This is a genomic window from Bartonella bennetti (genome assembly GCF_045945445.1).
Classification (GTDB): Bacteria; Pseudomonadota; Alphaproteobacteria; order Rhizobiales; family Rhizobiaceae; genus Bartonella.
The window spans coordinates 1,550,169-1,575,077 of sequence record NZ_CP174576.1 but is presented as its reverse complement, the minus strand read 5'-3'; the positions used below and the strand labels follow the sequence as shown (position 1 = coordinate 1,575,077).

Annotated in this window: 20 protein-coding genes and 1 pseudogene; 14 read left to right on the top strand and 7 right to left on the bottom strand. The window is 35.8% G+C overall.

The window, feature by feature from the left end:
• The first annotated feature begins 15 nt into the window (after nucleotides 1-15).
• The 9 genes and pseudogenes from ACJTDF_RS07005 (at nucleotide 16) to ACJTDF_RS06965 (ending at nucleotide 9,290) form a co-directional block, all read left to right on the top strand.
• Nucleotides 16-2,373 (top strand): VirB4 family type IV secretion/conjugal transfer ATPase, encoded by a 2,358-nt coding sequence (locus tag ACJTDF_RS07005; RefSeq protein WP_407966215.1) that lies wholly within the window; start codon nucleotides 16-18, stop codon nucleotides 2,371-2,373.
• Complete coding sequence (locus ACJTDF_RS07000) at nucleotides 2,370-2,825, top strand: hypothetical protein (RefSeq protein ID WP_407965011.1); 456 nt, start codon at nucleotides 2,370-2,372, stop codon at nucleotides 2,823-2,825. Before ACJTDF_RS07005 ends, ACJTDF_RS07000 begins: the two co-directional genes overlap by 4 nt.
• 202 nt (nucleotides 2,826-3,027) lie before the next feature.
• The gene (locus ACJTDF_RS06995) at nucleotides 3,028-4,017 is read left to right on the top strand and encodes a type IV secretion system protein (protein ID WP_407965010.1); all 990 of its coding nucleotides are present in this window, start codon (nucleotides 3,028-3,030) and stop codon (nucleotides 4,015-4,017) included.
• A 180-nt stretch (nucleotides 4,018-4,197) separates the two neighbouring features.
• Entirely contained in the window at nucleotides 4,198-4,515 is a 318-nt protein-coding gene (locus tag ACJTDF_RS06990; protein ID WP_407965009.1) for a conjugal transfer protein TraJ, read from the top strand.
• Nucleotides 4,505-5,173 carry a virB8 family protein gene (locus ACJTDF_RS06985; RefSeq protein WP_407965008.1) on the top strand — a complete coding sequence of 223 codons (669 nt, stop codon included), beginning with the start codon at nucleotides 4,505-4,507 and terminating at the stop codon, nucleotides 5,171-5,173. The genes ACJTDF_RS06990 and ACJTDF_RS06985 overlap by 11 nt, the downstream gene beginning before the upstream one ends.
• A complete protein-coding gene (gene virB9, locus ACJTDF_RS06980) occupies nucleotides 5,170-6,033 on the top strand; it encodes a P-type conjugative transfer protein VirB9 (protein WP_407965007.1) in 864 nt (287 codons plus the stop codon). Before ACJTDF_RS06985 ends, virB9 begins: the two co-directional genes overlap by 4 nt.
• Nucleotides 6,030-7,253 (top strand): type IV secretion system protein VirB10, encoded by a 1,224-nt coding sequence (gene virB10 / locus ACJTDF_RS06975; RefSeq protein ID WP_407965006.1) that lies wholly within the window; start codon nucleotides 6,030-6,032, stop codon nucleotides 7,251-7,253. The genes virB9 and virB10 overlap by 4 nt, the downstream gene beginning before the upstream one ends.
• Nucleotides 7,250-7,567: pseudogene (locus ACJTDF_RS06970) on the top strand (ATPase, T2SS/T4P/T4SS family); the annotation flags it as partial. The gene virB10 and the pseudogene ACJTDF_RS06970, both read left to right, overlap by 4 nt.
• Nucleotides 7,568-7,616: 49 nt before the next feature.
• Complete coding sequence (locus tag ACJTDF_RS06965) at nucleotides 7,617-9,290, top strand: BID domain-containing T4SS effector (protein ID WP_407965550.1); 1,674 nt, start codon at nucleotides 7,617-7,619, stop codon at nucleotides 9,288-9,290.
• 177 nt (nucleotides 9,291-9,467) lie between these two features.
• On the opposite strand, the gene ACJTDF_RS06960 is transcribed toward ACJTDF_RS06965, so the two are convergent.
• From ACJTDF_RS06960 to dnaK, 4 genes are all read right to left on the bottom strand, one after another.
• On the bottom strand, nucleotides 9,468-10,373 hold the full coding sequence (locus ACJTDF_RS06960) for a DMT family transporter (protein ID WP_407965549.1): 906 nt from the start codon (nucleotides 10,371-10,373) through the stop codon (nucleotides 9,468-9,470).
• Nucleotides 10,374-10,417: 44 nt separating this feature from the next.
• Nucleotides 10,418-11,323, bottom strand: a complete 906-nt coding sequence (gene argB / locus ACJTDF_RS06955; protein WP_407965548.1) for an acetylglutamate kinase — start codon at nucleotides 11,321-11,323, stop codon at nucleotides 10,418-10,420.
• 226 nt (nucleotides 11,324-11,549) lie between these two features.
• A complete protein-coding gene (gene dnaJ / locus ACJTDF_RS06950) occupies nucleotides 11,550-12,677 on the bottom strand; it encodes a molecular chaperone DnaJ (protein WP_407966246.1) in 1,128 nt (375 codons plus the stop codon).
• A 155-nt stretch (nucleotides 12,678-12,832) separates the two neighbouring features.
• Nucleotides 12,833-14,722, bottom strand: a complete 1,890-nt coding sequence (gene dnaK, locus ACJTDF_RS06945) for a molecular chaperone DnaK (protein WP_407965547.1) — start codon at nucleotides 14,720-14,722, stop codon at nucleotides 12,833-12,835.
• Between the two features lie 874 nt (nucleotides 14,723-15,596).
• Between dnaK and ACJTDF_RS06940 the strand changes: the two genes are divergently transcribed.
• The 3 genes from ACJTDF_RS06940 to ACJTDF_RS06930 all read left to right on the top strand — a co-directional run bounded on the left by ACJTDF_RS06940 (nucleotide 15,597) and on the right by ACJTDF_RS06930 (nucleotide 19,208).
• Nucleotides 15,597-16,142 carry a copper chaperone PCu(A)C gene (locus ACJTDF_RS06940; protein WP_407966245.1) on the top strand — a complete coding sequence of 182 codons (546 nt, stop codon included), beginning with the start codon at nucleotides 15,597-15,599 and terminating at the stop codon, nucleotides 16,140-16,142.
• 531 nt (nucleotides 16,143-16,673) lie between these two features.
• The gene (locus ACJTDF_RS06935; RefSeq protein ID WP_407965546.1) at nucleotides 16,674-17,396 is read left to right on the top strand and encodes a response regulator transcription factor; all 723 of its coding nucleotides are present in this window, start codon (nucleotides 16,674-16,676) and stop codon (nucleotides 17,394-17,396) included.
• Nucleotides 17,397-17,435: 39 nt separating this feature from the next.
• Nucleotides 17,436-19,208: a stimulus-sensing domain-containing protein gene (locus ACJTDF_RS06930; RefSeq protein ID WP_407965545.1), complete on the top strand. Its 1,773-nt coding sequence runs from the start codon at nucleotides 17,436-17,438 to the stop codon at nucleotides 19,206-19,208.
• A gap of 248 nt (nucleotides 19,209-19,456) precedes the next feature.
• Here the strand turns inward: ACJTDF_RS06930 and grpE are convergent, their stop codons facing one another.
• Complete coding sequence (grpE, locus tag ACJTDF_RS06925; protein WP_407965544.1) at nucleotides 19,457-20,116, bottom strand: nucleotide exchange factor GrpE; 660 nt, start codon at nucleotides 20,114-20,116, stop codon at nucleotides 19,457-19,459.
• Nucleotides 20,117-20,236: 120 nt separating this feature from the next.
• A complete protein-coding gene (gene hrcA / locus ACJTDF_RS06920; protein ID WP_407965543.1) occupies nucleotides 20,237-21,307 on the bottom strand; it encodes a heat-inducible transcriptional repressor HrcA in 1,071 nt (356 codons plus the stop codon).
• Between the two features lie 519 nt (nucleotides 21,308-21,826).
• Between hrcA and rdgB the strand changes: the two genes are divergently transcribed.
• Together rdgB and hemW are read left to right on the top strand one after the other, a co-directional pair.
• Nucleotides 21,827-22,474, top strand: coding sequence for an RdgB/HAM1 family non-canonical purine NTP pyrophosphatase (gene rdgB / locus ACJTDF_RS06915; RefSeq protein ID WP_407965542.1), 648 nt, complete (start codon nucleotides 21,827-21,829; stop codon nucleotides 22,472-22,474).
• A complete protein-coding gene (hemW, locus tag ACJTDF_RS06910) occupies nucleotides 22,471-23,670 on the top strand; it encodes a radical SAM family heme chaperone HemW (protein WP_407965541.1) in 1,200 nt (399 codons plus the stop codon). Before rdgB ends, hemW begins: the two co-directional genes overlap by 4 nt.
• A 57-nt stretch (nucleotides 23,671-23,727) precedes the next feature.
• On the opposite strand, the gene dapE is transcribed toward hemW, so the two are convergent.
• Nucleotides 23,728-24,894: a succinyl-diaminopimelate desuccinylase gene (gene dapE / locus ACJTDF_RS06905; RefSeq protein ID WP_407965540.1), complete on the bottom strand. Its 1,167-nt coding sequence runs from the start codon at nucleotides 24,892-24,894 to the stop codon at nucleotides 23,728-23,730.
• Nucleotides 24,895-24,909: the final 15 nt, after the last annotated feature.

Below are 24,909 nucleotides of genomic sequence, written 5' to 3'. Positions count from 1 at the left end.
GAGATAAATGCAGTGATGAAGCGGGAATCGAAGCGGGAAACTTTACCCGAAGAATACATTCCCTATGTCCGTCATGTCAATCAACATGTGATTGCATTGGCTTCACGTTGCTTAATGACAGTAATTACTGTTGAAGGCATAAATTTTGATACTGCAGATATCAGCCAATTAAATTCTTTACATACCCAATTAAACACGCTTTTGAAAAATATAGCAGATGAACGTGTTGCTTTATATTCTCACGTTATCCGTCGACGTGAAACGATTTATCCAGAAAGCCAATTTTCTTCATCTTTTGCAACAATCTTAGATCAACAATACAAACAAAAAATGATTTCGCAAGATCTTTATCGAAATGATCTATTTCTTTCGGTTCTCTGGAATCCTGCAGCAGATAAAACTGAACAGCTAGCTTCTTTTTTTCATCGTTTAACACAAGCAAAAAAGATGCAATCGGAACCAGACTTTGAATCTGTTCGGAAAATCGAAGAGTTAAGTCAAGATCTTATACAAGGTCTGGAATGCTATGAAGCACGACTTTTATCTACTTACGAATACAATGACATTTTATTTTCTGAGCAAAGTGAATTTCTTCATCAATTGGTGGGAGGAAGGCGTGAACGCATACCCCTTACCTTTGGGACTATTGCCTCAACGATTTATTCAGATCGTATTATCTTCGGCAAAGAAATTATCGAAATTCGTCATGAAAGCAATGAACGCTTTGTCGGTATGTTTGGCTGGAAAGAATATCCTTCTAGAACACGTCCTGGCATGACCGATGGCTTGTTGACAGCACCCTTTGAATTTATTTTAACGCAATCCTTTGTTTTTAAAAGTAAAGCAGTTGCAAGTGCTATTATGAGCCGTAAACAAAATCAAATGATTAATGTAGCGGATCGTGCCAGCTCGCAAATTGGAGCTCTTGATGAGGCACTTGATGATTTAGAGTCCAATCGTTTTGTTTTGGGAGAACATCATCTCTCTTTAGCCGTTTTTGCTGATCGTCCACAAGAATTGGCAGAACATCTCTCCAAAGCGCGTTCATATCTTACTAATGGTGGTGCAGTTATAGCGAGAGAAGATCTAGGATTAGAAGCAGCATGGTGGGCACAACTTCCTGGCAACTTTAGCTATCGAGCACGCTCTGGAGCTATTAGCAGCAGAAATTTTGCAGCATTATCCCCCTTTCATTCATTCCCCATTGGCAAACTAAAGGGTAATGTTTGGGGCTCTGCTGTCGCTTTATTACAAACGCAAGCTGGCTCTCCTTATTATTTTAATTTTCATTTTGGTGATGTTGGGAATACCTTTATTTGCGGTCCGTCAGGATCTGGAAAAACAGTCATTGTTAATTTTCTTCTTGCACAATCGCAAAAACACAACCCAACAATAGTCTTTTTTGATAAAGACCAAGGAGCAGAGATTTTTGTTCGTGCTGGAGGTGGCAAATATAAGCCTTTGAAAAATGGTAAACCTACCGGTATTGCACCATTAAAAGGCATAGAATACACAGAAAAAAACAAACTCTTTCTTCAGCATTGGGTTTTAAAGTTGGTTACTACGGACGGCCAAACAGTGACAGAACAAGAGCGACAAGATGTCGCTAGAGCGATCGATTCCTTAGAAAGTCTTCCTCTAGAACAACGCTCACTCGGTGCACTTCAACTGTTTTTTGATAATACCTCCACAGAAGGTATTGCGATACGTTTAAAACGTTGGATCAAAGGCAATCCTTTAGGGTGGGTCTTTGATAATGATCACGATGACCTCAATTTAGATGCTCAATTCATAGGTTATGATATGACCGATTTCTTAGATAATGAAGAAATTCGTCGCCCTTTGATGATGTATCTGTTTAACCGCATTCTCGATCTTATTGATGGTCGGCGTATCATTATTGTTATTGATGAATTCTGGAAAGCCCTTGAAGATGATTCATTTAAAGCTTTTACTCAAGATCGTCTTAAAACAATTCGTAAACAAAATGGCATGATGCTCTTTGCAACACAAAGCCCCAGAGATGCTTTGAATTCAACAATCGCTCATACAATCATTGAACAATGCCCCACTCAAATGTTTTTTCCAAATCAAAAAGCCAATTACAACGATTATGTTGAAAACTTTAAATTAACTGAACGTGAATTTGAACTAATCCAATCAGAATTAAGCAGAGAATCTCGTCGCTTTCTCATTAAACAAGGTCACAATTCTGTTGTTGCAGAACTCAACTTACGTGGAATGGATAATGAAATCGCTGTCTTAAGCGGAACAACCAGAAATATCGAACTCGTGAATCAAATTATAAGTGAACACGGAACAAATCCCAATGTATGGCTACCTATATTTTATCAAAGGAGACAAGCTCAATGAAACCATTGTATCTGATTACGCTTTTATCATTATGCTCTACCTCTCTTTTATCATTATGTTCTATCTCTTATGCAGTATCGCAAACAGATACTGAGACATATTATCAAAATGCCATACAAGCTTCATCAGGATCAGAAATCTCAGATTTAGAAACAGCTAAATCTGTTTATGCTTCGGCAGTTGCAAATCAAGAAAAGATTAAAGAAATCAATAATAAATTATCACAGAATCTTACGCCAGAACAAAAAGCAGCTCTTCAAACGGAGTTGGCTATTCTTCAAGCTAATCTTCAAGCGGATATTCTAAAACTTCAGGCTTCTGCTATTATAAAATCGGAAAGTGCTCAATCAAAAGAACAAGAACGTGAACAAGAGCAACAGAAAAACCAGGAAGCTGTTCAACAAACACTTCAAGAACAGTTGGAGCAAGCTAAAACTAAGCTCAAGTTATAAACTTACTCCAGTTAGTAAAAAAGAAGAAAGGGAAAGCTCTTCAAATACAGTTGGCTAGTTTTCAAATAAATTCTCTCATTCAGGCTCCTTCTATAATTCAATGGAAATACTCAATCATAAGAAGGGCGTGAAGAGGTGCAAGAAAAATCATAAATTCATATTTATCGAACATTACAGGCAAAATTAGAATAAGATAAAACTGATGTCAGATTTTAAATTTACTCCGTTTGAAACTGTTTCTTCGTATATTTTAGCACCACTCAACGATGTAGTGGATACAACAGTCAGTAGCTTGTCTTCTGCTATTGCAGCACCCTTAAATCTTGCTGCAATCATTTTTATCTTTTTATATGGCTATAATGTTATGACTGGCCACGTCGCCCTTTCAATGCATAGTCTCCTTAATAATGTCATTAAAATCGTTGTTGTGACAACAATGGCAACAAATGCAGATGTATTTAATACTTACATCAAAGATATATTTTTCGGTAATTTAGCCAATGCTATTGGGAATGCGTTCAATAGCAGTCCCGTCGACTCTAATGTTTTCGATTATCTCTTGTTAATTACGAATACGCGCTATCAAGATTTTGTAGGTAGGGCTGGTTTTTTTGAAAAGATTATGGTGGGATTGATTGGTGGTATAATGTTTTTGGCGGTTATCTTTTTTTGTACAGTTGGTTTTATTATCCAAATGTTTGCAAAAATTACATTAATCATGGTGATAGGTCTTGGTCCTCTTTTCATTAGTTTATATTTATTCAATGTAACTCGCAGATACGCCGATGCATGGATTTCAACATTAGTTAATTTTACAGTTTTGCAAGTTCTTGTGATGATGCTTGGAACAATGATGTGTAAAATTATGCTGTATGTTTTCGATAGCTCATATACTTCAATCTATTTCTTGCTGCCTCCTGTCCTTGTAGTCTCAATAGTGGGAATTGTTCTCTTCCAATCACTTCCTACCATTGCTTCTGCACTCTCTAGTGGAGGACCATATCATCATGCTGGTGTCTCATCAGGATCACAAATAATCTCAATGGCTTCTGGCGCCTTTAACCTCGCTGGAAGAGGCTTTACAGTCGGTAGCAGTGCAGCAAGAGGTGCATCTGTAGGAGGTTCTCGTGCTGCGCAGCAAGCTGCACAAGCTGCGGAAATGATGCGTGGAGGTGGTCGTGGCGCATTCTAATATCAACTGTCTCTCCAATACGGCTATAGTCAGACCCTTAACCCAAAAGGTATTAACCGTACGCACAGCCGATGAAAAGCTCTCTTCGCTTTTTCAAAAAATCAGTTCTCATGTTTTGGAAAAATTACGCACTGCAAAATCCCAATATTTTATTTTTCAAAATATTTGCGAGTTCAGATAATGAAACTAAAAATAACTATCATTTTAATTCTTTTGATAGCACTTACGGGTTGCGCTTCTTTTAAAAGTGGCCCCAAAAAACTTCCACGCTGTAGCGGACAGAATATCCGTATGCTCAATCAAGGAAAATGGAACTGGAACAATAATAGCACCTTCCTTCACAATACGGCAATCAAGCCAATCACAACTCCTATTATCCTCAACACACAAGAAAATGAAGCACCAAAAGCTCATGTCGAACTCCCTGCACCTCCTGTGAATACAATAAACCATCAAACTCCCTCTTATACGAATGCGGAGATCACACATGAAAAGTGATGAATTTAAAGAATATATAAGAGAAGCGCGGTCATTCGATATTGATCGTATGTGTAGTACGCGACTGCAAATGAAAATGGCTATAGCTTTGACCGTGCTTTTTGGGTTGATAACAATCGCTTTGGCTTTAGCCGTGGTAACCTTAACACCCTTAAAAACCGTAGAGCCTTTTGTTATCCGCGTAGATAATTCTACAGGTATTGTCGATGTCGTGAGTGTTCTAAAAGATGAACCTCAAAATTATGATGAAGCAATAACACGCTACTTCGCGAGCAAATATATTCGTGCACGCGAAAGTTTCCAATTATCAGAAACAGAAAATAACTTTCGTATCACTTCTCTTTTATCTTCCGTAGAAGAACAAAATCGCTTTGCCAAATGGTATTCGGGAAATAATCCAAATAGTCCGCAAAATATCTATAAAAATATGTCCGTGACAGTCACAATAAAATCCATTTCTTTTTTAAGTAAAGATCTCATTCAAGTGCGTTACTATAAAACGATTAGAGACACTAATGGAAAAGAAGATATTTTCCATTGGGTTTCGGTCTTAAATTTTTCCTACGTTAATACACGCATTTCAGTAGAAAATCGCTTAATTAATCCGCTTGGTTTCCAAGTGTCAGAATATAGATCTGATCCAGAGGTAGTTCAATGATTAGAGTAGTAAAAATATTCTTTTTAACTCTCATCGTTGCAATAAGCTGTGATGCATCTTTATCATGGGCAGAAATTTCTCCCGTGGGTGCCCAAAAAGATAATCGGATCAGATTTATTAATTATGACCCATATAATGTCACAAAAATCATTGGATCTATTCGCTCTTCAGTGCAGATTGAATTCGCTAGCGATGAAAATATTTCCTATATTGGAATTGGCAATTCCGTTGCTTGGCAAGTCGCACCAGCCGGTCACTTTGTCTTCCTCAAACCCCGTGAAGTTCAGCCTATCACCAATCTACAAATTGTCACAACTCGCCAAGATGGGACAAAACGATCTTATCAATTTGAACTTCAAGTGCGTGAAGGCGATGTTTCTATCGGTAATGACACATATTTCCTTGTAAAGTTTCGTTATCCAGAAGATGAAGCTTTGCGTAAACAATTAGCTCAAGAAGCTAAAGCACAAAAGGATGAAGAAGAATATGCCGATAATATCCTCAATATGCATGAACATTTTGGACCGCGCAATTGGGCTTATATTGCTCAAGGTTCCCCCCTCATTGAACCAAGCTCAGTCTATGATAACGGTAGAACAACAACATTTACCTTTTTAGGAAATAATGAAATCCCTGCCATTTATCTTGTCTCGCTTGATGGACAGGAAACTATCGTTCCAAAATCAATTAAAGGAAACCAGGTCATTGTTCATGCCATAGCCATGCAATTCACTTTGCGACGTGGTAACGAAGTTCTGTGTATCTTTAACAAAGGTTTTATCCCAAGAGGAATTAATCCCGGAACCGGGACAACATCACCTTCTGTCCAACGTGAAATAAACGTAGAGAAACAGCCATGAATAATGATGAAGTGGATGAAATAAATCTTAATAAGTATGACGCGATAAAGGATCGTGATACAATAGAGGATGGTCAAGAAAAAAAAGAGGGCTTTAATTTAGGAAAAGGCCTTGCTCTTCTTATTCTCTTTAGTGTCTGTATTTATTTAATATATATAATCCTTTCATCTTCAAAAGATACAAAAAAACAGCCCATAGAATTACCTAAAGAAGCAAGCAGCAGACAAACAGAACTGTTCCAATCGATAAAACCCACGATGGCTCCTCTAGAGCTAGCTGATAAAAATAATCCCCTGTTGCCTAAGGTCGAATTACCAACACCAACAATCAATCAGCCAAAATTTGATCATAAATTATTAGAAGCAGCACAACGTGCTCCCGTTTTAGCCTATGTTAATCCAAATCAGCAACAAGTTACTTCAGAAAATAATAATAATACCGTTTCTCTTGACCAAAATAACAATCGCTCAAATAAAACAGCACAATCCTTTAATCACCTCCTCGAAGCAACAAAGTTAGACGGTGTTCATGCATCAACACTCGGTAACCGAAATTACATCATTGCAATGGGAGCCTCTATTCCATGTATCTTAGAAACAGCAATCAGCAGTGAACAACAAGGTTTTGTTAGCTGTATCGTTTCCAGAGATATCTTGTCAGACAATGGTCGTATCGTTTTGCTCGATAAAGGAACACAAATCATCGGTGAATATCGTAGCGGTTTAAAAAAAGGCCAATCGCGTCTCTTCATATTATGGAATAGAGCTAAAACACCAGAGGGTATCATTATAACATTGTCCTCACCAGCAACAGATTCCTTAGGCCGATCAGGTGTTGATGGTGATATTGATAATCATTGGTTTGAACGACTTGGTTCTGCACTTCTTGTTTCAATCGTCAGAGATGCAACAAATTACGCAAATAACCGGCTAAATTTACTCAAAACACCAACACAACAAGAACAAACAATAGACACCTTGTCTTCAGGAACACATAGCCTTTATGCAGGAACAGATATGGCAAAAATTATCGCAGAAAATTACGTCCATATCCCTCCAACCTTGACCAAAAATCAAGGTGAAATGGTTAATGTTTTTGTTGCCCGCGACCTAGATTTCTCAACTGTATATAAATTGAAAATTATCGAAAATAACAAAAAGGTTATTCATCGCGCCTTTTCGGGAGACTTTCATAAAAACTCTACGGGGACATTGAAATGAAACAAAACTTCCAAAATATAAATGATGAAACCATTGCTATCGTTTTAACAAAACTCAAACCAATTCATAATTTTCTTAAAGATGAAAGTCTTTTTGAAATCGTTATTAACCGTCCTTATCAGGTCATGATCGAAGGAACTACAGGATGGAAAACAATAGAAGTACCAGAGCTCTCTTTTAATGAACTTATGGGTATGGCTAAAGTGATCGCTGCTTATTCTAAGCAAAGTATTTCCGATAAAAATCCAATACTATCGGCTACCTTGCCAAATAATGAGCGTATTCAAATCGTCATTCCTCCAGCTGTAGAAAAACATTGATTAAACATTCTATAGAAAAAAATTACCTTATGAAAGGATAATCATGACAGAAACAGTCTCAAATGAAGCAATAGTAACAGAACCATCATCCAGCTTGCCTTTACCTAAGAATTATAACTATCCCAATAGTCTTACACTAAAGAATAAATATGGAATAATAGACCATAAAGAGTTTACGGATAAATGTGCGCATGATTCAGCAAAAGCAGCTATTAATTTGCGTCAAGAAGCATTGCCAGAGAAGTTTGATTCTTCTTATTTAAAATATATTCATAAACGCTTGTTCGAGAATACATTTGAATGGGCTGGCTGTACTCGCGATATCCCTTTCTCATTTAAAGATGGTACAGTTGCTGTTATGCCAGAAATGATAAGATCAAATTGGAAAACAGACCAACCAATCATTTTTGCAACCGGTAATAAAGTGCAAGATGGTTTAAAAAGTATAGATAAAATGCTCATTGAAAAAAATAATTTACAAGACTTACCGCGCCAAGAATTTATTCATCATATAGCACAAATATTTGCTTCCCTCAACTATACGCATCCTTTCAGAGAAGGCAATGGACGTACACAACGGATATTTTGCGAAAAGCTTGCTCAAGCTGCAAATTATAATCTTGACTTTTCAATTGTGACCTCAGAACGTATGTCTGAGGTCAGTATTGCAGCAGCACAAGACAACAATCTAGAACCTATGAAAAAGCTTTTTGATGATATCTCCGACCCCCAAAAAACCGCTATTTTAAAGGAATTCATAAGCAATACACAAAATATTGATCAAGAGAATATTAATAATTGTATTATTGTAGCAGCAGATGAAGGTGTAACCTATACAGGAACTTATAAAGGTGAAAGCCCAGATAGTATTGTAATCAAAACGAATAATATCTATACAATCTGTAGCAAAGATAGTTTTACACCAGAGCAAATTAAGGCATTAAAATTTGATGATACCATCACTTTTACAATTCCAACCACTCAAAATAAAGAAAATGTTTTAATTCCAAAAGAAATATTAGCTCCTTTGACATCAAAACAAATATTAAAAAAAATTCAAAACAATACTGACATTCAAAACAAACAAAAAGAAATCAAACGTTTATCAAAACTTGTATATGGTAGCGCTAAAATATTAGATGAACAGATAAAGATGATTAATAAGAATCCAAAGCTAAGCAAACAGCTTTCCTCACAAATTCTGTCTTCTCCCAACTCTGTTGCTAATCTTTCAGGCTTTGAAATATTGGGTATGAAAAACTCGGTGCGTAAAAAAGCTGAAGATCATGCTATCAAACTCGCTAACTCGATTGACACTTATGCATCTATTGTAAACAATGTTAAGGCAACAATAGTTCAACAGCACAAATCAGAACAAAAACGCTGTCAAACAACAGTAAAACTACCCAGCTCAATATTGCAAAACATTCTTAACTTACCAGAAGAAAAGCGAAAGGAATTGTTATCAGAGGAAAAGTTATCTTCTTCGATTGCCAGAGAACTGGATGAATTTATGCATGCACTCAATACTCGTCTTTCACCAAAAGAGCGCAGAAATATCTGTGAAAGTGATCATCAACAATTCGCTAAAAGTCTTGGCATATCAGAAAATAAAGCAACAACAATCATCAAAGTTGCTCAAGAAGCTAAAGAAGTATTCCAACAAATACAAAAAGTAGCATTTAACCTTGAAAAACAGTTTATTGTCGCAAACTAAAATATCAAAATTTTTCTTTCATGTGAGCATATATGGATAAAAATATTTTGATATTATCTTAACCCATAGAGAGGGTTGTTTAACACTACACTCAGGTGTGTGAACTGCACAGAATCTAAGCGTGATGTTTTCTATTAAAAATAATCACGGCAAGATTAAATATCACAAAAAAACAGACTAATTACTTTTTTCAGTCGTTTTATTTTTTTTACGCCATTGTGAAGGTCGTAATTCAGCCACTACAATCCCTATTATAATAAACACACCACCCAACAAAGCTGAGGGAGATAAATACTCCCCAGCTAAACGCCCAACAATACCAGCCCATACAGGCTCACCAGCATAAATAACTGTTGCCCGAGTAGGTGAAACGGATTTTTGCGCCCAATTCATAGTCAATTGGATCACCGCACTCATTAGTGCCAACCCCAAACCTACATTAAACCAAACCCACGAAAACTCAGGAATGCTTTCACCCATTAAAGGCATAAAGCAAAATGCAAAGAGGCTACAAAAAAATAACTGTATAATTGTTATACGTCGGCTATCAACCTTATTTGCAAAAAAACCGATTAGTATAATTTCTCCAGCAATCGCCAAAGCTCCCAGTAAAGTCAAAATTTCACCTTTTGAAAAATGAATACCTTTAAAATCTTGTCCAGAAATTAGTATAAGCCCAATAAAAGCAAACACAATACCAATCCAACTCCCTAGATGAGGTAACTTTCTTAAAAAAATCCATTGTAAAATCGGAACTATCGGAATATATATTGCTGTAATAAAAGCTGATTGACTACTAATAATAGTTTGAAGTCCTGCTGTTTGAAAAGCATAGCCAAGAAATATTCCAAAACCTATAGCCATTCCAGCAAAAATTTCATAAACAGTTATATCTTTCATAGATCGCCAAAAAATCACCATAGTTATAAGTGTTGCAACAATAAAACGGAATCCTACAAAAAAAAGAGGCCCACTATAACGTACCGCAATATGAATAATAAGAAACGTAATACCCCACAGCGCTGTCGCAAAAAACAATGCCAATTCCTGCTTACTGAATAAGAGATGTCTTGATTGTTTCATTCTAGTTATAAAAGGCTCCATCCTTCAAATTCATCCCATATTACTTATGAAGCAATGAGCGTTCCCGCTCCATGTTCAGTAAAAAGTTCAAGCAAAATAGAATGAGGCGTTTTGCCATTCAAAATAACTACACCCTCAACACCCTTTTGAATAGCTTTAATACAAGTTTCCACTTTTGGAATCATACCACCTGAAATTGTTCCATCTTTGATAAGTTTTTTAGCTTTAGGAATGGTCAATTCTTTTAAGAGCTTTTTTTCTTTATCCAAAACACCCGAAACATCAGTTAAAAATAAAAGACGTTTTGCTTTTACAGCGCCAGCAATTGCTCCAGCAAAAATATCAGCATTGATATTATAAGTTTTACCATCTCGTCCTGGAGCAACAGGAGCAATAACCGGAATCATTTCAGAACACGCTAAAAGATCAAGCAATGTTCGATCAACTTCAACAGGTTCACCAACAAATCCCAAATCTACAATACGTTCAATATGTGAATCAGGATCAATTATAGTCTTATAAGACTTTTCAGCAAAAACCATATTACCATCTTTGCCACAAAGTCCAATCGCCCATTCACCCTCAGCATTGATAAGAGCTACAATCTTCTTATTTATTGAGCCTGCCAAAACCATTTCAACGACTTCAATAATTTTTTCATCGGTTACACGTAAACCATCTTCAAATCGTGATTCAACCCCCATTTTAGTTAACATTTCAGCAATTTGAGGACCTCCACCATGAATAACAATAGGATTAATGCCGGACTGTTTTAACAAAGCAATATCACAAGCAAAAGCTTGTCCTAAAGCAGGATCACCCATAGCATGTCCACCATACTTCACAACAATTGTTTCATTTTCATACTTTTGCATATAAGGTAAAGCAGATGATAAAAATGCTGCCTGTTTTTCAAAAATTTTTTCATTATCGTTTTCGATATTATCCATTCAAGAGTCTCCACATCATTTTTAACTTTTCTTAATGGAATTTAGGAAAAGTAAAAACAATTTTTAGCTATTCAATCCATTGAAAATCAACAATTTTTATCAGCCCCCCCAAAATAATAATTAAAAATAAACAAGCATAACTTGTTTCAATAATTTAAATATACAATTAATAATTTTGAATTGTTATTATAGATTAGCTTTTTAAGTTTCTCTTACACTCAATTTATTAATTTTGATTAGCAATATTATCAAAAAACTCCTTCATACGTGCAAAAAAACCATGTGATTGCGGTGAATTTTCATGATTTGAAAGCTTATCAAATTCTTGTAATAATGTGCGTTGTTCTTGAGTCAATTTTTGTGGTGTTTCAATAGTGATGTGAATATAAAGATCACCTTTCGCTTGTTGACGCAACATGGGCATTCCCTTACCTTTTAAGCGGAATTGACGCCCGTTTTGTGTACCCTCAGGAACTTTAACCCGTGCTTTAATACCATCGAGGCCGGAAACCTCAAATTCACCTCCTAAAGCAGCTGTAACCATTGAAATAGGCACACGACAATGAAGATCGGCACCGTCTCTCTGAAAAAATTCATGCGCTTTAATGGAAAGAAAAATATAAAGATCACCTGCAGAACCACCACCAATACCTGCATCTCCTTCACCAGAAAGACGAATACGCGTACCATCTTCAATACCTGCTGGAATATTAACACGCAATGAACGATTTTCTTCAACTTTCCTTGTCCCATGACACTTTAAACACGGATCCGTAATAATTTCGCCACGACCATGACAAACTGGACACGTCCGTTCAATAGAAAAAAATCCTTGTGCAGCACGTACACGCCCAGCTCCATGACAAGTCCCACAAGTTGTTGGTTTAGAACCTTTTTTTGTACCTAATCCTTCACAAGCATCACAAACAACGGAACTCGGAATATTAATTTGCGTAGTTTTTCCCGTGAAAGCCTCTTCCAATGTCACTTCCATATTATAACTTAAATCAGCTCCACGCTCGCGGCCATCACTACGTTTACGATGCCCACCTCCCATAATTTCGCCAAAAAAATCTTCAAAAATATCAGCAAAACCGCCACTAAATGGATTAGACCCTTCGCGACTATTATTTTCAAAAGCTGCATGACCAAATCGATCATAAGCAGCTCGTTTTTGAGGATCTTTAAGAACCTCGTATGCTTCGCCAATTTCTTTAAATTTCCGTTCCGCCTCTTTATCCCCTGCATTACGATCCGGATGATATTGCATCGCTAATTTACGAAAAGCAGATTTCAACTTTTTATCATCACATCCACGGGTTACGCCAAGAATTTCATAATAATCAACCTTCATCATGTATTCCCGATAAATTTTTTGTCATCCATTCCAGATAACACTTGTTTTAATTTAGTTTTTTGAAAAACATAGAAAGAACTGCAACTAAACAATAAAGCCCAGCCTTATATCTCACAGGCCGGGTTATTAATTCACGAATGCACTTGCTTTAACTATTTCTTCTTATCATTAATTTCTTCAAAATCAGCATCAACAACATCATCATTTTTCGTACCTGTTTCAGTATTAGCCTTAGCTGACGAATCTTCATACATAGCCTGCCCAAGTTTCATACTAGCTTCTGCTAATTTTTGCATTTTTGTCTTGACTTCTTCAGCATCATTGCCCTCAAGAGCTGTCTTCAAATCAGCTATCGCTGTTTCAATCTGACCTTTATCTTCAGCTGATAACTTATCACCATACTCACTTAATGATTTCTCAGTTGAATGGATAAGAGACTCCGCTTGATTTTTAGCTTCAACATTTTCACGACGTTTTTTATCTTCAGCAGCATGTGCTTCTGCATCCTGAACCATCTTTTCTATATCAGCATCACTTAAACCACCCGATGCTTGAATACGAATCTGATGCTCCTTACCAGTTCCCTTATCTTTAGCAGAAACATTTACAATACCATTCGCATCAATATCAAAAGTAACCTCAATCTGAGGAACGCCACGTGGTGCTGGTGGAATACCAACGAGATCAAATTGAGCTAATAACTTATTATCATTAGCCATTTCACGTTCACCTTGAAAAACACGAATAGTCACAGCATTCTGATTATCATCAGCCGTCGAGAAAGTTTGCGACTTTTTAGTAGGAATAGTGGTATTACGTTCAATTAAACGTGTAAATACTCCACCCAACGTTTCAATACCTAAAGACAAAGGTGTTACATCCAGAAGCAATACATCTTTTACGTCACCTTGTAATACTCCCCCTTGAATGGCGGCACCCATAGCGACAACTTCATCAGGATTAACACCTTTATGTGGATCTTTGCCAAAGAAGTTTTGTACAACTTCCTGTATTTTAGGCATACGAGTCATACCACCCACTAAAACAACTTCATCAATCTCGTTGGCACTCAATCCTGCATCTTTTAACGCTGCTTTACATGGTTCAATAGTTCGCTGTACTAAATCTTCAACTAAAGATTCAAACTTCGCTCGTGTCAATTTCATTGTCAAATGCTTAGGGCCAGACTGATCAGCTGTAATAAATGGTAAATTGACCTCAGTTTGCTGTGAAGAAGAAAGCTCAATCTTTGCTTTTTCTGCAGCTTCCTTCAAACGCTGCAACGCTAGTTTATCATTTTTTAGATCAATCCCTTGGTCTTTCTTGAATTCCTCTGCAAAGTAGCTAACTAGACGCATATCAAAGTCTTCACCACCTAAGAATGTATCTCCGTTGGTTGATTTAACTTCAAAAACACCATCTCCAATTTCAAGAACAGAAATATCAAATGTACCACCACCAAGATCATAAACAGCTATCGTTTTTCCATCTTTCTTATCTAAACCATAAGCCAAAGCTGCTGCTGTAGGCTCATTGATAATCCGTAAAACCTCAAGCCCAGCAATTTTACCAGCATCTTTAGTAGCTTGTCGCTGTGCATCATTAAAGTAAGCCGGAACAGTAATAACAGCTTGCTCGACCTTTTCACCCAAATAAGACTCTGCCGTTTCTTTCATTTTTTGCAAAATCATTGCTGAAATTTGTGATGGAGAATATTTTTTACCTGCTTCCTCAACCCACGCGTCACCATTGTCACCTTTAACAATTTTATAAGGTACAAGCGCTTTATCTTTTTCAACCATAGGATCATCAAAGCGACGCCCAATCAAACGCTTAACTGCAAAAACTGTCCCTTCAGGATTTGTAACCGCTTGCCGTTTAGCAGGTTGCCCAACAAGCCGTTCTCCACTATCAGTGAAAGCAACAACTGAAGGTGTTGTCCGTGCTCCTTCTGAGTTTTCAATGACCTTTGCATTTGTGCCATCCATAACAGAAACACAGGAGTTAGTCGTCCCCAAATCAATACCAATTACTTTTGCCATATTTTAATCTCCACTCAGCAAGCTGTCTAAATCTTTATCAAGCAATCTTTATCAAGCATTTTTCTTTGACAGCTCCTCATTACATTCTATACCTTACATTAATTTTAAATTAAACAAATAATAAATTGAGAATCATAACAAGCTTGTTTCTTGGTATATAAGAACATCTTTTTATCCCTACAAGAGAATAACGAGAGAAACATCACTAAAATAAAAATTTACCCTTAATATCTTCATCTCAAAACCATCATTTACAGCATAAAGTAAGTAGAATAATATACTCTTCTTCCAATTCTTATAAAAATCATGAATTGCATAATAAAATTATAAAGAATAGAATCAGTTTTTAGCTTTCGTTGTTCTGTTTTACATCTCATAGCCATACATAAAATATCAAGTAAATATTTTTTATGAAAATAGCTCATCACAAAATATTATATATAAGCATATTTTATTACAATATAATCTATATTGAGATAAAGTGTTTTTTACTTTGATTATATTGTTAAAGGCATTTTGAAAAATACCTAATCACGACATTATTTGTGAATTTATCCTCAATAACTTTTCCTTTATTATATAATTACTAAAAAATTTAAAATTCCTATGAGCATTGTATCCTAAAAATATAATGATCCCTTAATTTGTGTATTTTTAAAATTTGCAAAAACATAAAAGTAAATCGTTTATTTCCATGATTTCTTGTGATTATTTTAAGTTTTTTACTTGTCCAACCAATACGCATATACTTTTCGTTCTCTCATAAATCAAATCAATATAATGTAAACAACACTCCCCTGTATTTTGAACAAAGTTCTTGCTTGAAATAAAGTAAAGCATTTATATAAAATGAAGCTAAAAAAGAGGATCAACTATCATGACGCTTATTACCAAAAAAATAAAAGATTTCTTTGTATACTTTGTATATAAGACCGCTGTAAAATACTCAATAAAAAATAATATTATCAATCTTTTATGTGTTTTTATTTTTATAGCTTTGCCCTCAACTATAAATGCCCACCAATACAAACTCGGTGATTTAGAAATCATTGATCCTTGGGCACGTACAACACCTAAAAATACAAAAGTGGGTAGTGGTTATCTTTACATTATCAATCATAGCGATACTCCTGACCGACTGATTGCTATTTCAACAAATGGAGCAAAAGAAACAGAAATTCATTCTATGTCAGTAACTAATAATATCATGGAAATGAAAAAGACACCAAATGGCATTGAAATTCCAGGAAATGGTGAAATCACCCTTAAACCTGGCGGTAATCACATTATGTTTATAGGACTTTCACAACCATTTCAACAAAATGAAAAAATTAATGCAAAATTAATTTTTGAAAAAGCAGGAATAATCGAAGTTGACTTTTTGGTCAAAACAATAGGAGCAACATTTCCTTCTAAATAAGTTTTTTCGTCATTTTAATTCTATCAATAAAAAGCATTAAAATTTCCAATATTTTACTTTTTTCATAAGGCATACACTTTCATAAAAGAATTCTTATTATCTTTCATTTATCACCGTAAATAAAAATAACACTCTGCAAATAATCAATGATCATCTATCTTTTAATCTGAATATTACTTTTTCTATCTCAAGCTGAAACTTATCAAATGTGCTTTCAAAAACGTTTCTTTTTTTAATATTATTATAAACTATTATTTTTAAAAAATTGAATAAACTTTATCTGCTTTTTTTAGACACAAACAGAGTAAATTTTGATAAAAAACATCCTAATAAAAATTTTATATCGAGAAAAGGGATCTTAATACGCAAACAAGCATTACAAAATTGTAAAGAAAATAATCTTTACTACAAAAACAAAAGGTTCTTGTCTTTGCTACAATTTGTTCCATATTTGTTTTGCAAATAAAACATGAACTCCTATATATATATTATGAAGGGTTTGCTTCTACAGCGAGAGAGGTTTAAGAAACCATGAAGGATACTCCAACCGTCACCCAAACGATTGTACTGGTTGACGATGATTGTAATATTTTAACATCTTTATCTTTTGCCCTTGAAACAGAAGGGTATCGGGTTGAAAGTTATACAGATGGATCAGCTGCACTTAAAAATTTAACAATTCACCCTCCACACTTAGCTATTTTTGATATTAAAATGCCACGAATGGATGGTATGGAGCTTTTGCGTCGTTTACGTCAAAAATCTGACATTCCAGTTATTTTTCTAACCTCTAAAGACGATGAAATTGATGAACTGTTTGGTCTCAAAATGGGAGCTGATGATTTTATTACAAAACCTTTTTCTCAACGTCTTCTTATTGAGCGAGTAAAAGCTGTTTTACGTCGTTCCCATGCCCGCAACCAGCCACTTCCAATAGGAACAACATCAACTTCTTCTCTCAAACGTGGTGATCTTGTTATGGATCAAGAGCGCCATATCTGTACATGGAAAAACAAACCTGTTATATTAACAGTGACAGAGTTTTTGATTCTGCAAACTTTAGCACAGCGACCAGGAGTTGTTAAAAGTCGTGATGCTTTAATGGATGCTGTCTATAACGATCAAATTTATGTAGATGATCGTACTATTGACAGTCATATAAAGCGTTTGCGTAAAAAATTTAAACAAGTAGATAATGATTTTGCAATGATTGAAACGCTTTATGGTGTAGGTTACCGTTTTCATGAAGTATGAAATCACTTTGCCGCAACAGGTTAAACAACCAAGAGCTCGATGAGAAAAAACACTCTACTAAATAAATCATCAAACAATACTTCTCCGATACAGCGTTCTATGTTTTTTCATTTGTATTTTCAGATACAGCGGCTTTTGAGACAATTATTCTTTTCTAGTCTCACACGCCGTATTGTGATCTTAAATCTTGCTGCTCTTGGTATTTTAATTACAAGTATTTTATATCTTAATCAATTCCGCAATGGTTTGATTGAAATAAAAATTGAAAGTTTGCGCACCCAAGGACAAATTATTGCTGGTGCCATTGCTGCCTCTGCCACAATAGAAACAAATTCTATTTTAATTAACCCTCAAAAACTTTTGGAATTACAAGCTGGGGAAAGTACTACACCAATGCTTCAATCAACTGATACTTGGGATTTTCCCATTAATTCCGAACAAATTGCTCCACTTTTAAGACGTCTTATTGCACCAAAAACAACAAGAGCACGGATATATGATCGTGACGCAACTTTGCTTCTTGATTCACGTGTTATTTATTCGAGTGGTGAAGTTTTTACCTATGATTTACCTCCTATTCAAACAAAACAAAATTTGTGGGAACACTTAAAATCATTTTTTTTCAATACACTATACGGCAACGGTATTGCTGTCGATAAAAGACAAGCAAAAGATAATGAAGCCCTTCACCCTGAAGTTTACCTAGCATTAAATGGCTCTTCTGCCACTGCTAAACGACGTAACAGGCAAGGTCAATTAATTGTTTCGGTTGCTGTACCTGTTCAACGTTATCGTGCAGTAGTTGGTGCTCTTTTGCTTTCAACTACTGGTTCAGACATTGATGATATTGTAGAAAGTGAAAGATTAGGAATTTTAAAAATCTTTGCCGTTGTTGGAAGCGTTTTTTTGGTCCTTTCTCTATTTTTAGCTCATACTATTGCGCATCCTCTAAGTAAATTATCTTCCTCCGCTAATCGTGTGCGTCATGGTCGCAGTAAACGAATAAAAATTCCTGATTTTTCAAAACGCGAAGATGAAATTGGTCATCTTTCTACCTCTATTCGTGATATGACCAACGCTCTTTATACACGGATTGAAGCTATTGAACGTTTTGCAGCCGACGTAAGTCATGAATTAAAGAACCCTCTCACTTCGCTGCGAAGTGCTGTTGAGACATTACCACTAGCTAAAAATCAAGCACAACAGACACAATTACTTGAAATTATCCAACATGATGTGCATCGTCTTGATCGTTTAATTACCGATATTTCTGATGCATCGCGGTTAGATGCAGAACTTGTTCGCGAAACTGCTAAAATAGTTGATATGAGTTCATTGTTAAAAAGCCTTATTCAAGCTATTCGTGAAGTCCATTGCAATAAACAAGATATTGATATTAATTTTAATATTATCCCACGAACTAATGGTAAACCTTACTTAATTGTAGGACATGAATTACGTTTAGGTCAGGTAGTTTCCAATCTCATTGAAAATGCACGTTCTTTTGTTCCTCGTAAAAATGGTAAAATTTGTATTACGATGAAAAATAACGCTTCAACTCTCATTTTAACTGTCGAAGACAATGGCCCCGGTATTCGTTCAGAGAATATTGAACGTATTTTTGAACGTTTCTATACTGATCGGTCAAGCAAAGATGCTTTTGGACAACATTCAGGACTTGGCCTTGCAATTAGTCGGCAAATCATTGAAGCTCATAATGGGACTCTCATGGCTGAAAATATTGTTGATCCCACATCTAAAAAAGAAAAAATTGGTGCTCGATTTATTATCACTCTTCCACTTGCCAAATAACTCCCCTTCTAAATGAAAAAGAAAGTAATAACTTTCTATAATCATTCAGGTACAAAATGAGAACAATTAATTATAATCCTTACAAAATCAAATAAAATGCAAAGTCACTTCTAAACCGGAAATCAAAAAACAATTGAGTTATTTTATATCTTAAAAAGCAAAATAGTTTTAAAACTATTCAATGCAATACTTTATACGAATGTAGATTAAAAATTAGCGCTTCATGATAAAAAATTTTTTCAATACATTTACACCGTTTCAGATTCAACAGAAACTTCTTTTACTTTTCCCTTAGTTACACCAACTATTGCCGGACGTAAAACACGTTCACCAATAATATAACCTGCTTGAACAACTTGCTGAACAGTATTTTCTGGCACATCAGCATTGGGAATTTCAAACATTGCTTGATGAAAATGAGGATCAAATTTTTGTCCTTCTGGATCAATTTTTTTTACCCCATGACGCTCTAAAGCTGTCATCATTGCACGCTCGGTCATTTCAACACCTTCTATTAATGTTTTCAAACCGGAATCATTCTCACCTGCATCTTTCGGAATTGCTTCCAATGCACGGTGCAAATCGTCAGAAACAGATAACATATCACGAGCAAAATTGGCAATTGAATATGCTTTGGCATCAGCTATATCACGTGCTGTTCGACGTCGAAGATTTTCCATATCCGCTGCGAGACGTAAAATTTGATCTCTTAGTTCCTTATTTTCACCCTGCAAAATAACTAAAGGATCAGCAGGCTTAATTTCCTCTGCCTCAGCGTTTGAGCAATCTTCTTCGTGCATGTTTAAAAACTCATCCGAAGCTTGTTTAAGTACGTCACGATCAACTGAATTCTTCAAATCGCAATTTTCAAATGAAGCATCAACAAATTTGTTTTTTTCATCAGACATAAAAACTCTATTCCTTCATAAAATTTATACTCTTGATATCGAAATTTTTCAAACAAAAATCAAGAGCTCTTTACTTATTCGTTAGCACAATGATCACTCCTAATACAACATTCAACCATGCTAACGTAACAATTGTGATACAAGCTGAGCTGTATAATCAACCATAGGTACAATCCTTGCATAATTAAGACGTGTTGGCCCAATAACACCTACAGCACCAATGACTCTTTTTTGTGTATCACAATAAGGAGCTACTACTAAAGAAGAACCAGAAAGTGAAAATAATTTATTCTCTGAACCAATAAAAATACGCACCCCTGATCCTTCATCTGCTAAGTCAAGCAACTGTGCCATGCTTTCGCGTGTTTCAAGGTCATCAAACAAATATCTCAACCGCTCTAAATCTTCTCCTACTTTCACATCTTCAAGTAAGTTGCCCCGCCCCCGAACAATAAGATGTATTTTATGATCTGAATCTTCTCCTCCCCAGAGAGCTAAACCAGTTTCAACAAGATGTTGAGACAATTGATGAAGAGCAGCTCGTGTTTCTGAGCATAAACGTGCAACTTCTATTTTTGCTTCATTAAGTGTACGTCCCTGTATATGAGCATTGAGAAAATTTGTTGCTTCTGTCAATTGTGCATGAGTCACACCTTCTGGTAACTTAATAATACGATTCTCAACATCACCTTTTTGTGTGACTAAAACTGCAAGAGCATGCTCTCCATCAAGACGTACGAATTCAATATGCTTCAGTGTACCTTCCTGTTTCGTTGCGAGAACTAATCCTGCTCCTCGTGAAAGACCTGAAAGAATTTGACTCGCTTGAATTAAAAAATGCTCAACCGATTGTGCATTACCAGCTTCTTTAACTTGATTTTCAATATTTTCACGTTCCTCGGTTGGTAAATCGCCTACTTCCATAAATGCATCAACAAAAAATCGCAAACCTGATTGCGTTGGCATTCTCCCTGCGGACACATGGGGCGCATAAATTAAACCAAGATGCTCAAGATCACTCATTACATTGCGAATTGTTGCAGGTGATAACGTTTGTTGTAAAAGACGCGAAAGATTACGCGAACCGACCGGTTCACCATCATTAAGATAAGCTTCAACAATATGACAAAAAATATCACGTGAACGCTTATCAAGAGTTTTTAAGGAGTCATCAAGGGGTATTTGCTTCATAACGATTGTTTCACTATTTTAAAAATACTTCTTTATTATATAAGTTCTTCAAAAAGATGGTCAAATAATCTAAATACAGCGCAAAAGATATATCGCATATCTATTACAATAATACCATTATCAAATACGAATAATTACCTTAGGATAAATATAAAAATATGTAGAATTATGTCTCATAAACCTAAAAATAATTATTTTACAATTGTCTAAATTGATTACAAATACAATCAATTGTATTCTGCAATAAATTTTTAAAAATCATTTGAATTCTATTCCTTACGATATATAAAATATTAATTCATGCTATAAAAATTGACAAATTAAAATTGATACCAAATCTTGTTACTTAATGAATCAATACATTGTATATAAAAAATTTAAGCAACTACCAAAAAAATTTTAATGATGTCACATTTTTTGTTGTATTGAAATTGCCAAAACATTGTTACCAATTTTTATTCTATACAAATAAACCCTTAATCAAACCGAGATTATTGCTTCATTTTAGGAAACATATACATGAGAAGTATAGCAATCAAAAAACTTATTATTGCTACGCATAATACCGGTAAATTGAATGAAATTACCACATTGATTGCTCCTTTTGGTATAACAACACAATCAGTAAAAGAACTTGGCTTGCCCGAACCAAAAGAAACAGGAAAAACATTCGAAGAAAATGCTTATATCAAAGCTTTTGCAGCTGCAAAAGCCACAAACTTCCCTGCTTTATCTGATGATTCTGGTATAGAAATAGACGCCTTAAATGGTGCACCAGGTGTTTATACAGCTGATTGGGCTCTCCAACCCGATGGTACACGTGATTTTCTAAAAGCTATGCAAACAGTAGAAAATGAATTACAAAAAGTTGGCTCTTTTAAAAAAAATCAACGTAAAGGCCGATTTATATCCGTTATTTGCCTTGCATATCCCGATGGACGTGCAGATTATTTTTGCGGCAGTGTTGAAGGTACATTCATTTGGCCACCACGGGGAAACAAAGGTTTTGGCTTTGATCCTATTTTTTTACCTGATGGATACGAAAATACCTTTGGTGAAATGTCAACAGCACAAAAACATAACTGGAAACTTAATGGTCAAACACCTCTTTCCCACCGCGCACGCGCCTTTAAACTCTTTGCGGAAAATTTTTTAGTTCTCTCATGACGAAGCCCTTTGGTATTTACATTCATTGGCCGTTTTGTACGAGCAAATGTCCTTATTGTGATTTTAATTCGTATGTTCGTATAAATGGAGTAGATCAATTGCGTTTTGCAAACGCTTTTGAACGTGAAATAACAACACAAGCTCATGAAATAGGCCCTCGTCGTATTACAAGCATTTTTATCGGCGGGGGAACACCTTCCCTTATGACACCTCAAACTGTTGATCGTTTATTACAAGCTGTCGCGAAAAACTGGACAATCGATGACAAAGTTGAAATTACACTTGAAGCTAATCCTTCTAGTGTAGAAGCAGATCGCTTCCGTGGTTATCACTTAGCAGGTGTTAACCGTTTATCTCTAGGTGTACAAGCACTCAATGATAAAGCATTACAACAACTTGGTCGTCTCCATAACGCTAAGCAAGCTCTTCATGCTATTAATTTAGCACGTAAAATTTTCCCACGTTTATCTTTTGACTTAATTTATGCGCGCCCCAAACAAACACTTAAACAATGGAAATCTGAACTTTTGCAAGCCATTAATTTGGCTGCAGACCATCTCTCTTTATACCAACTCACCATAGAAGACGGAACAACGTTTAAAAAGCTTCATGCAGCAGGAAAACTAATCCTACCAGCATCAGAGCAAGCAGCAAATCTTTATACCCTTACCCAAGAAATAACCACTATGCATGGTCTGCCAGCCTATGAAATATCAAATCATGCGATTCCTGGTGCTGAGTCATGCCATAATCTCCTTTATTGGCGTTATCATGAATATGCAGGTTTTGGTCCAGGTGCGCATGGACGTTTTATCAAGCAGTCACTGAAAAATTCCTCTCTTTTCTCAGAAAAATTACCATCCAGAACTGAAAATCATAACCGTTATGTCACCATAAACGAAAAACATCCCGAAAATTGGCTTGAATTAGTAGAAACTACAGGGCATGGTTGTATTGATACAGAACACTTGTCTCAAGAACAACAAGCTAACGAAATGCTACTCATGGGCTTGCGTCTTGCAGAAGGACTTGATCTAATACGCTATGAAACTTTAAATCGCCAAAGTTTATCATCAAAAAAACTGATCTATTTACAACAACAAGGATTAGTCGAAATAACGGACAATCAACATTTAAAAGCCACAATAAAAGGACGCATTTTTCTTGATCACATTATTTATCAATTAGCAAACTAAAATCTCTAAAGCCTCATCCTATCTATGTCACTAGAATAATCACCACTTCATTTACATTTACGCAAAAAAATCGGTGATAAAACGTTCATAAATAGAAGTTAGATTTTCTATAGCATCAAGAGTCACACATTCATCAACCATATGCATAGTGAGACCTGGCAAACCAAATTCAACCACCGGACAATAGTCTTTAATAAAACGCGCATCCGAGGTGCCACCAGAAGTTGAACATTCCGGAATATTCCCTGTTACACTTTTAATAGCATTTGACAAAATTCCAACCAATTTATCATTCTTGGTCAAGAAAACACCCCCTAAACCATATATCCATTCAATCTGATAATATGGTACTTGATCATCTTTAGGATGTACAGAAGCAAGGCGCTTCTCAATTTCAGCAACGAGTGTTTCTTTTGTCCAAAGATCATTATAACGTATATTAAAGCGAATGACTGTTTGTGCTGGAATAATATTGACAGAAAAATTTCCTGTATCAATGCTTGTTAATTCTAAATGACTTGCTTGAAAATCCTTTGTTCCTTGATCCAAAGCATTTTGTGTCAACGCTTGAATAAGCTTATTTGCCAAAGGCAATGGATTCGCTGCTCGCTCAGGAAAAGCAACATGACCTTGGCAACCCTTAATCGTAATAATACCAGAAATCGATCCTCGCCGTCCAATTTTAATCACATCACCAACAATATTGACGCTTGTTGGCTCACCCACAATGGCTGCATTCCATTTTTCACCTTTTTGTACTGCCCATTCTAAAAGCTTGACTGTACCGTTTATCGCAGGACCTTCTTCATCACCGGTTATTAAAAAGCTTACCTTTCCCTTGAGTGTGTTTTTCTCCAGAAACCGAGCCAGCGCCGCTACAAAACAAGCGATCCCACCCTTCATATCAACAGCACCTCGCCCATATAATTTTCCCTCACTTATTACTCCCTCAAAAGGAGGATAAGTCCAATTTTCTAATTCACCGGGTGGTACTACATCACTATGGCCAGCAAACATAAGATGCGGACCTTCACTGCCTATCTTTGCATAAAGATTTTCAACATCTTCTGTATTTTTATCAACAAAAACAGGACGCTCAACACAAAACCCCATTTTTCTTAAAAAGTGCTCCAAAGTGGATAAAGCTCCTGCTTCATGGGGCGTAACAGAAGGGCAACGAATAAGCATCTGTAAAAGCTGAACAGGATCTGTAAGAACAAGCATAAATGCTATTCCAAT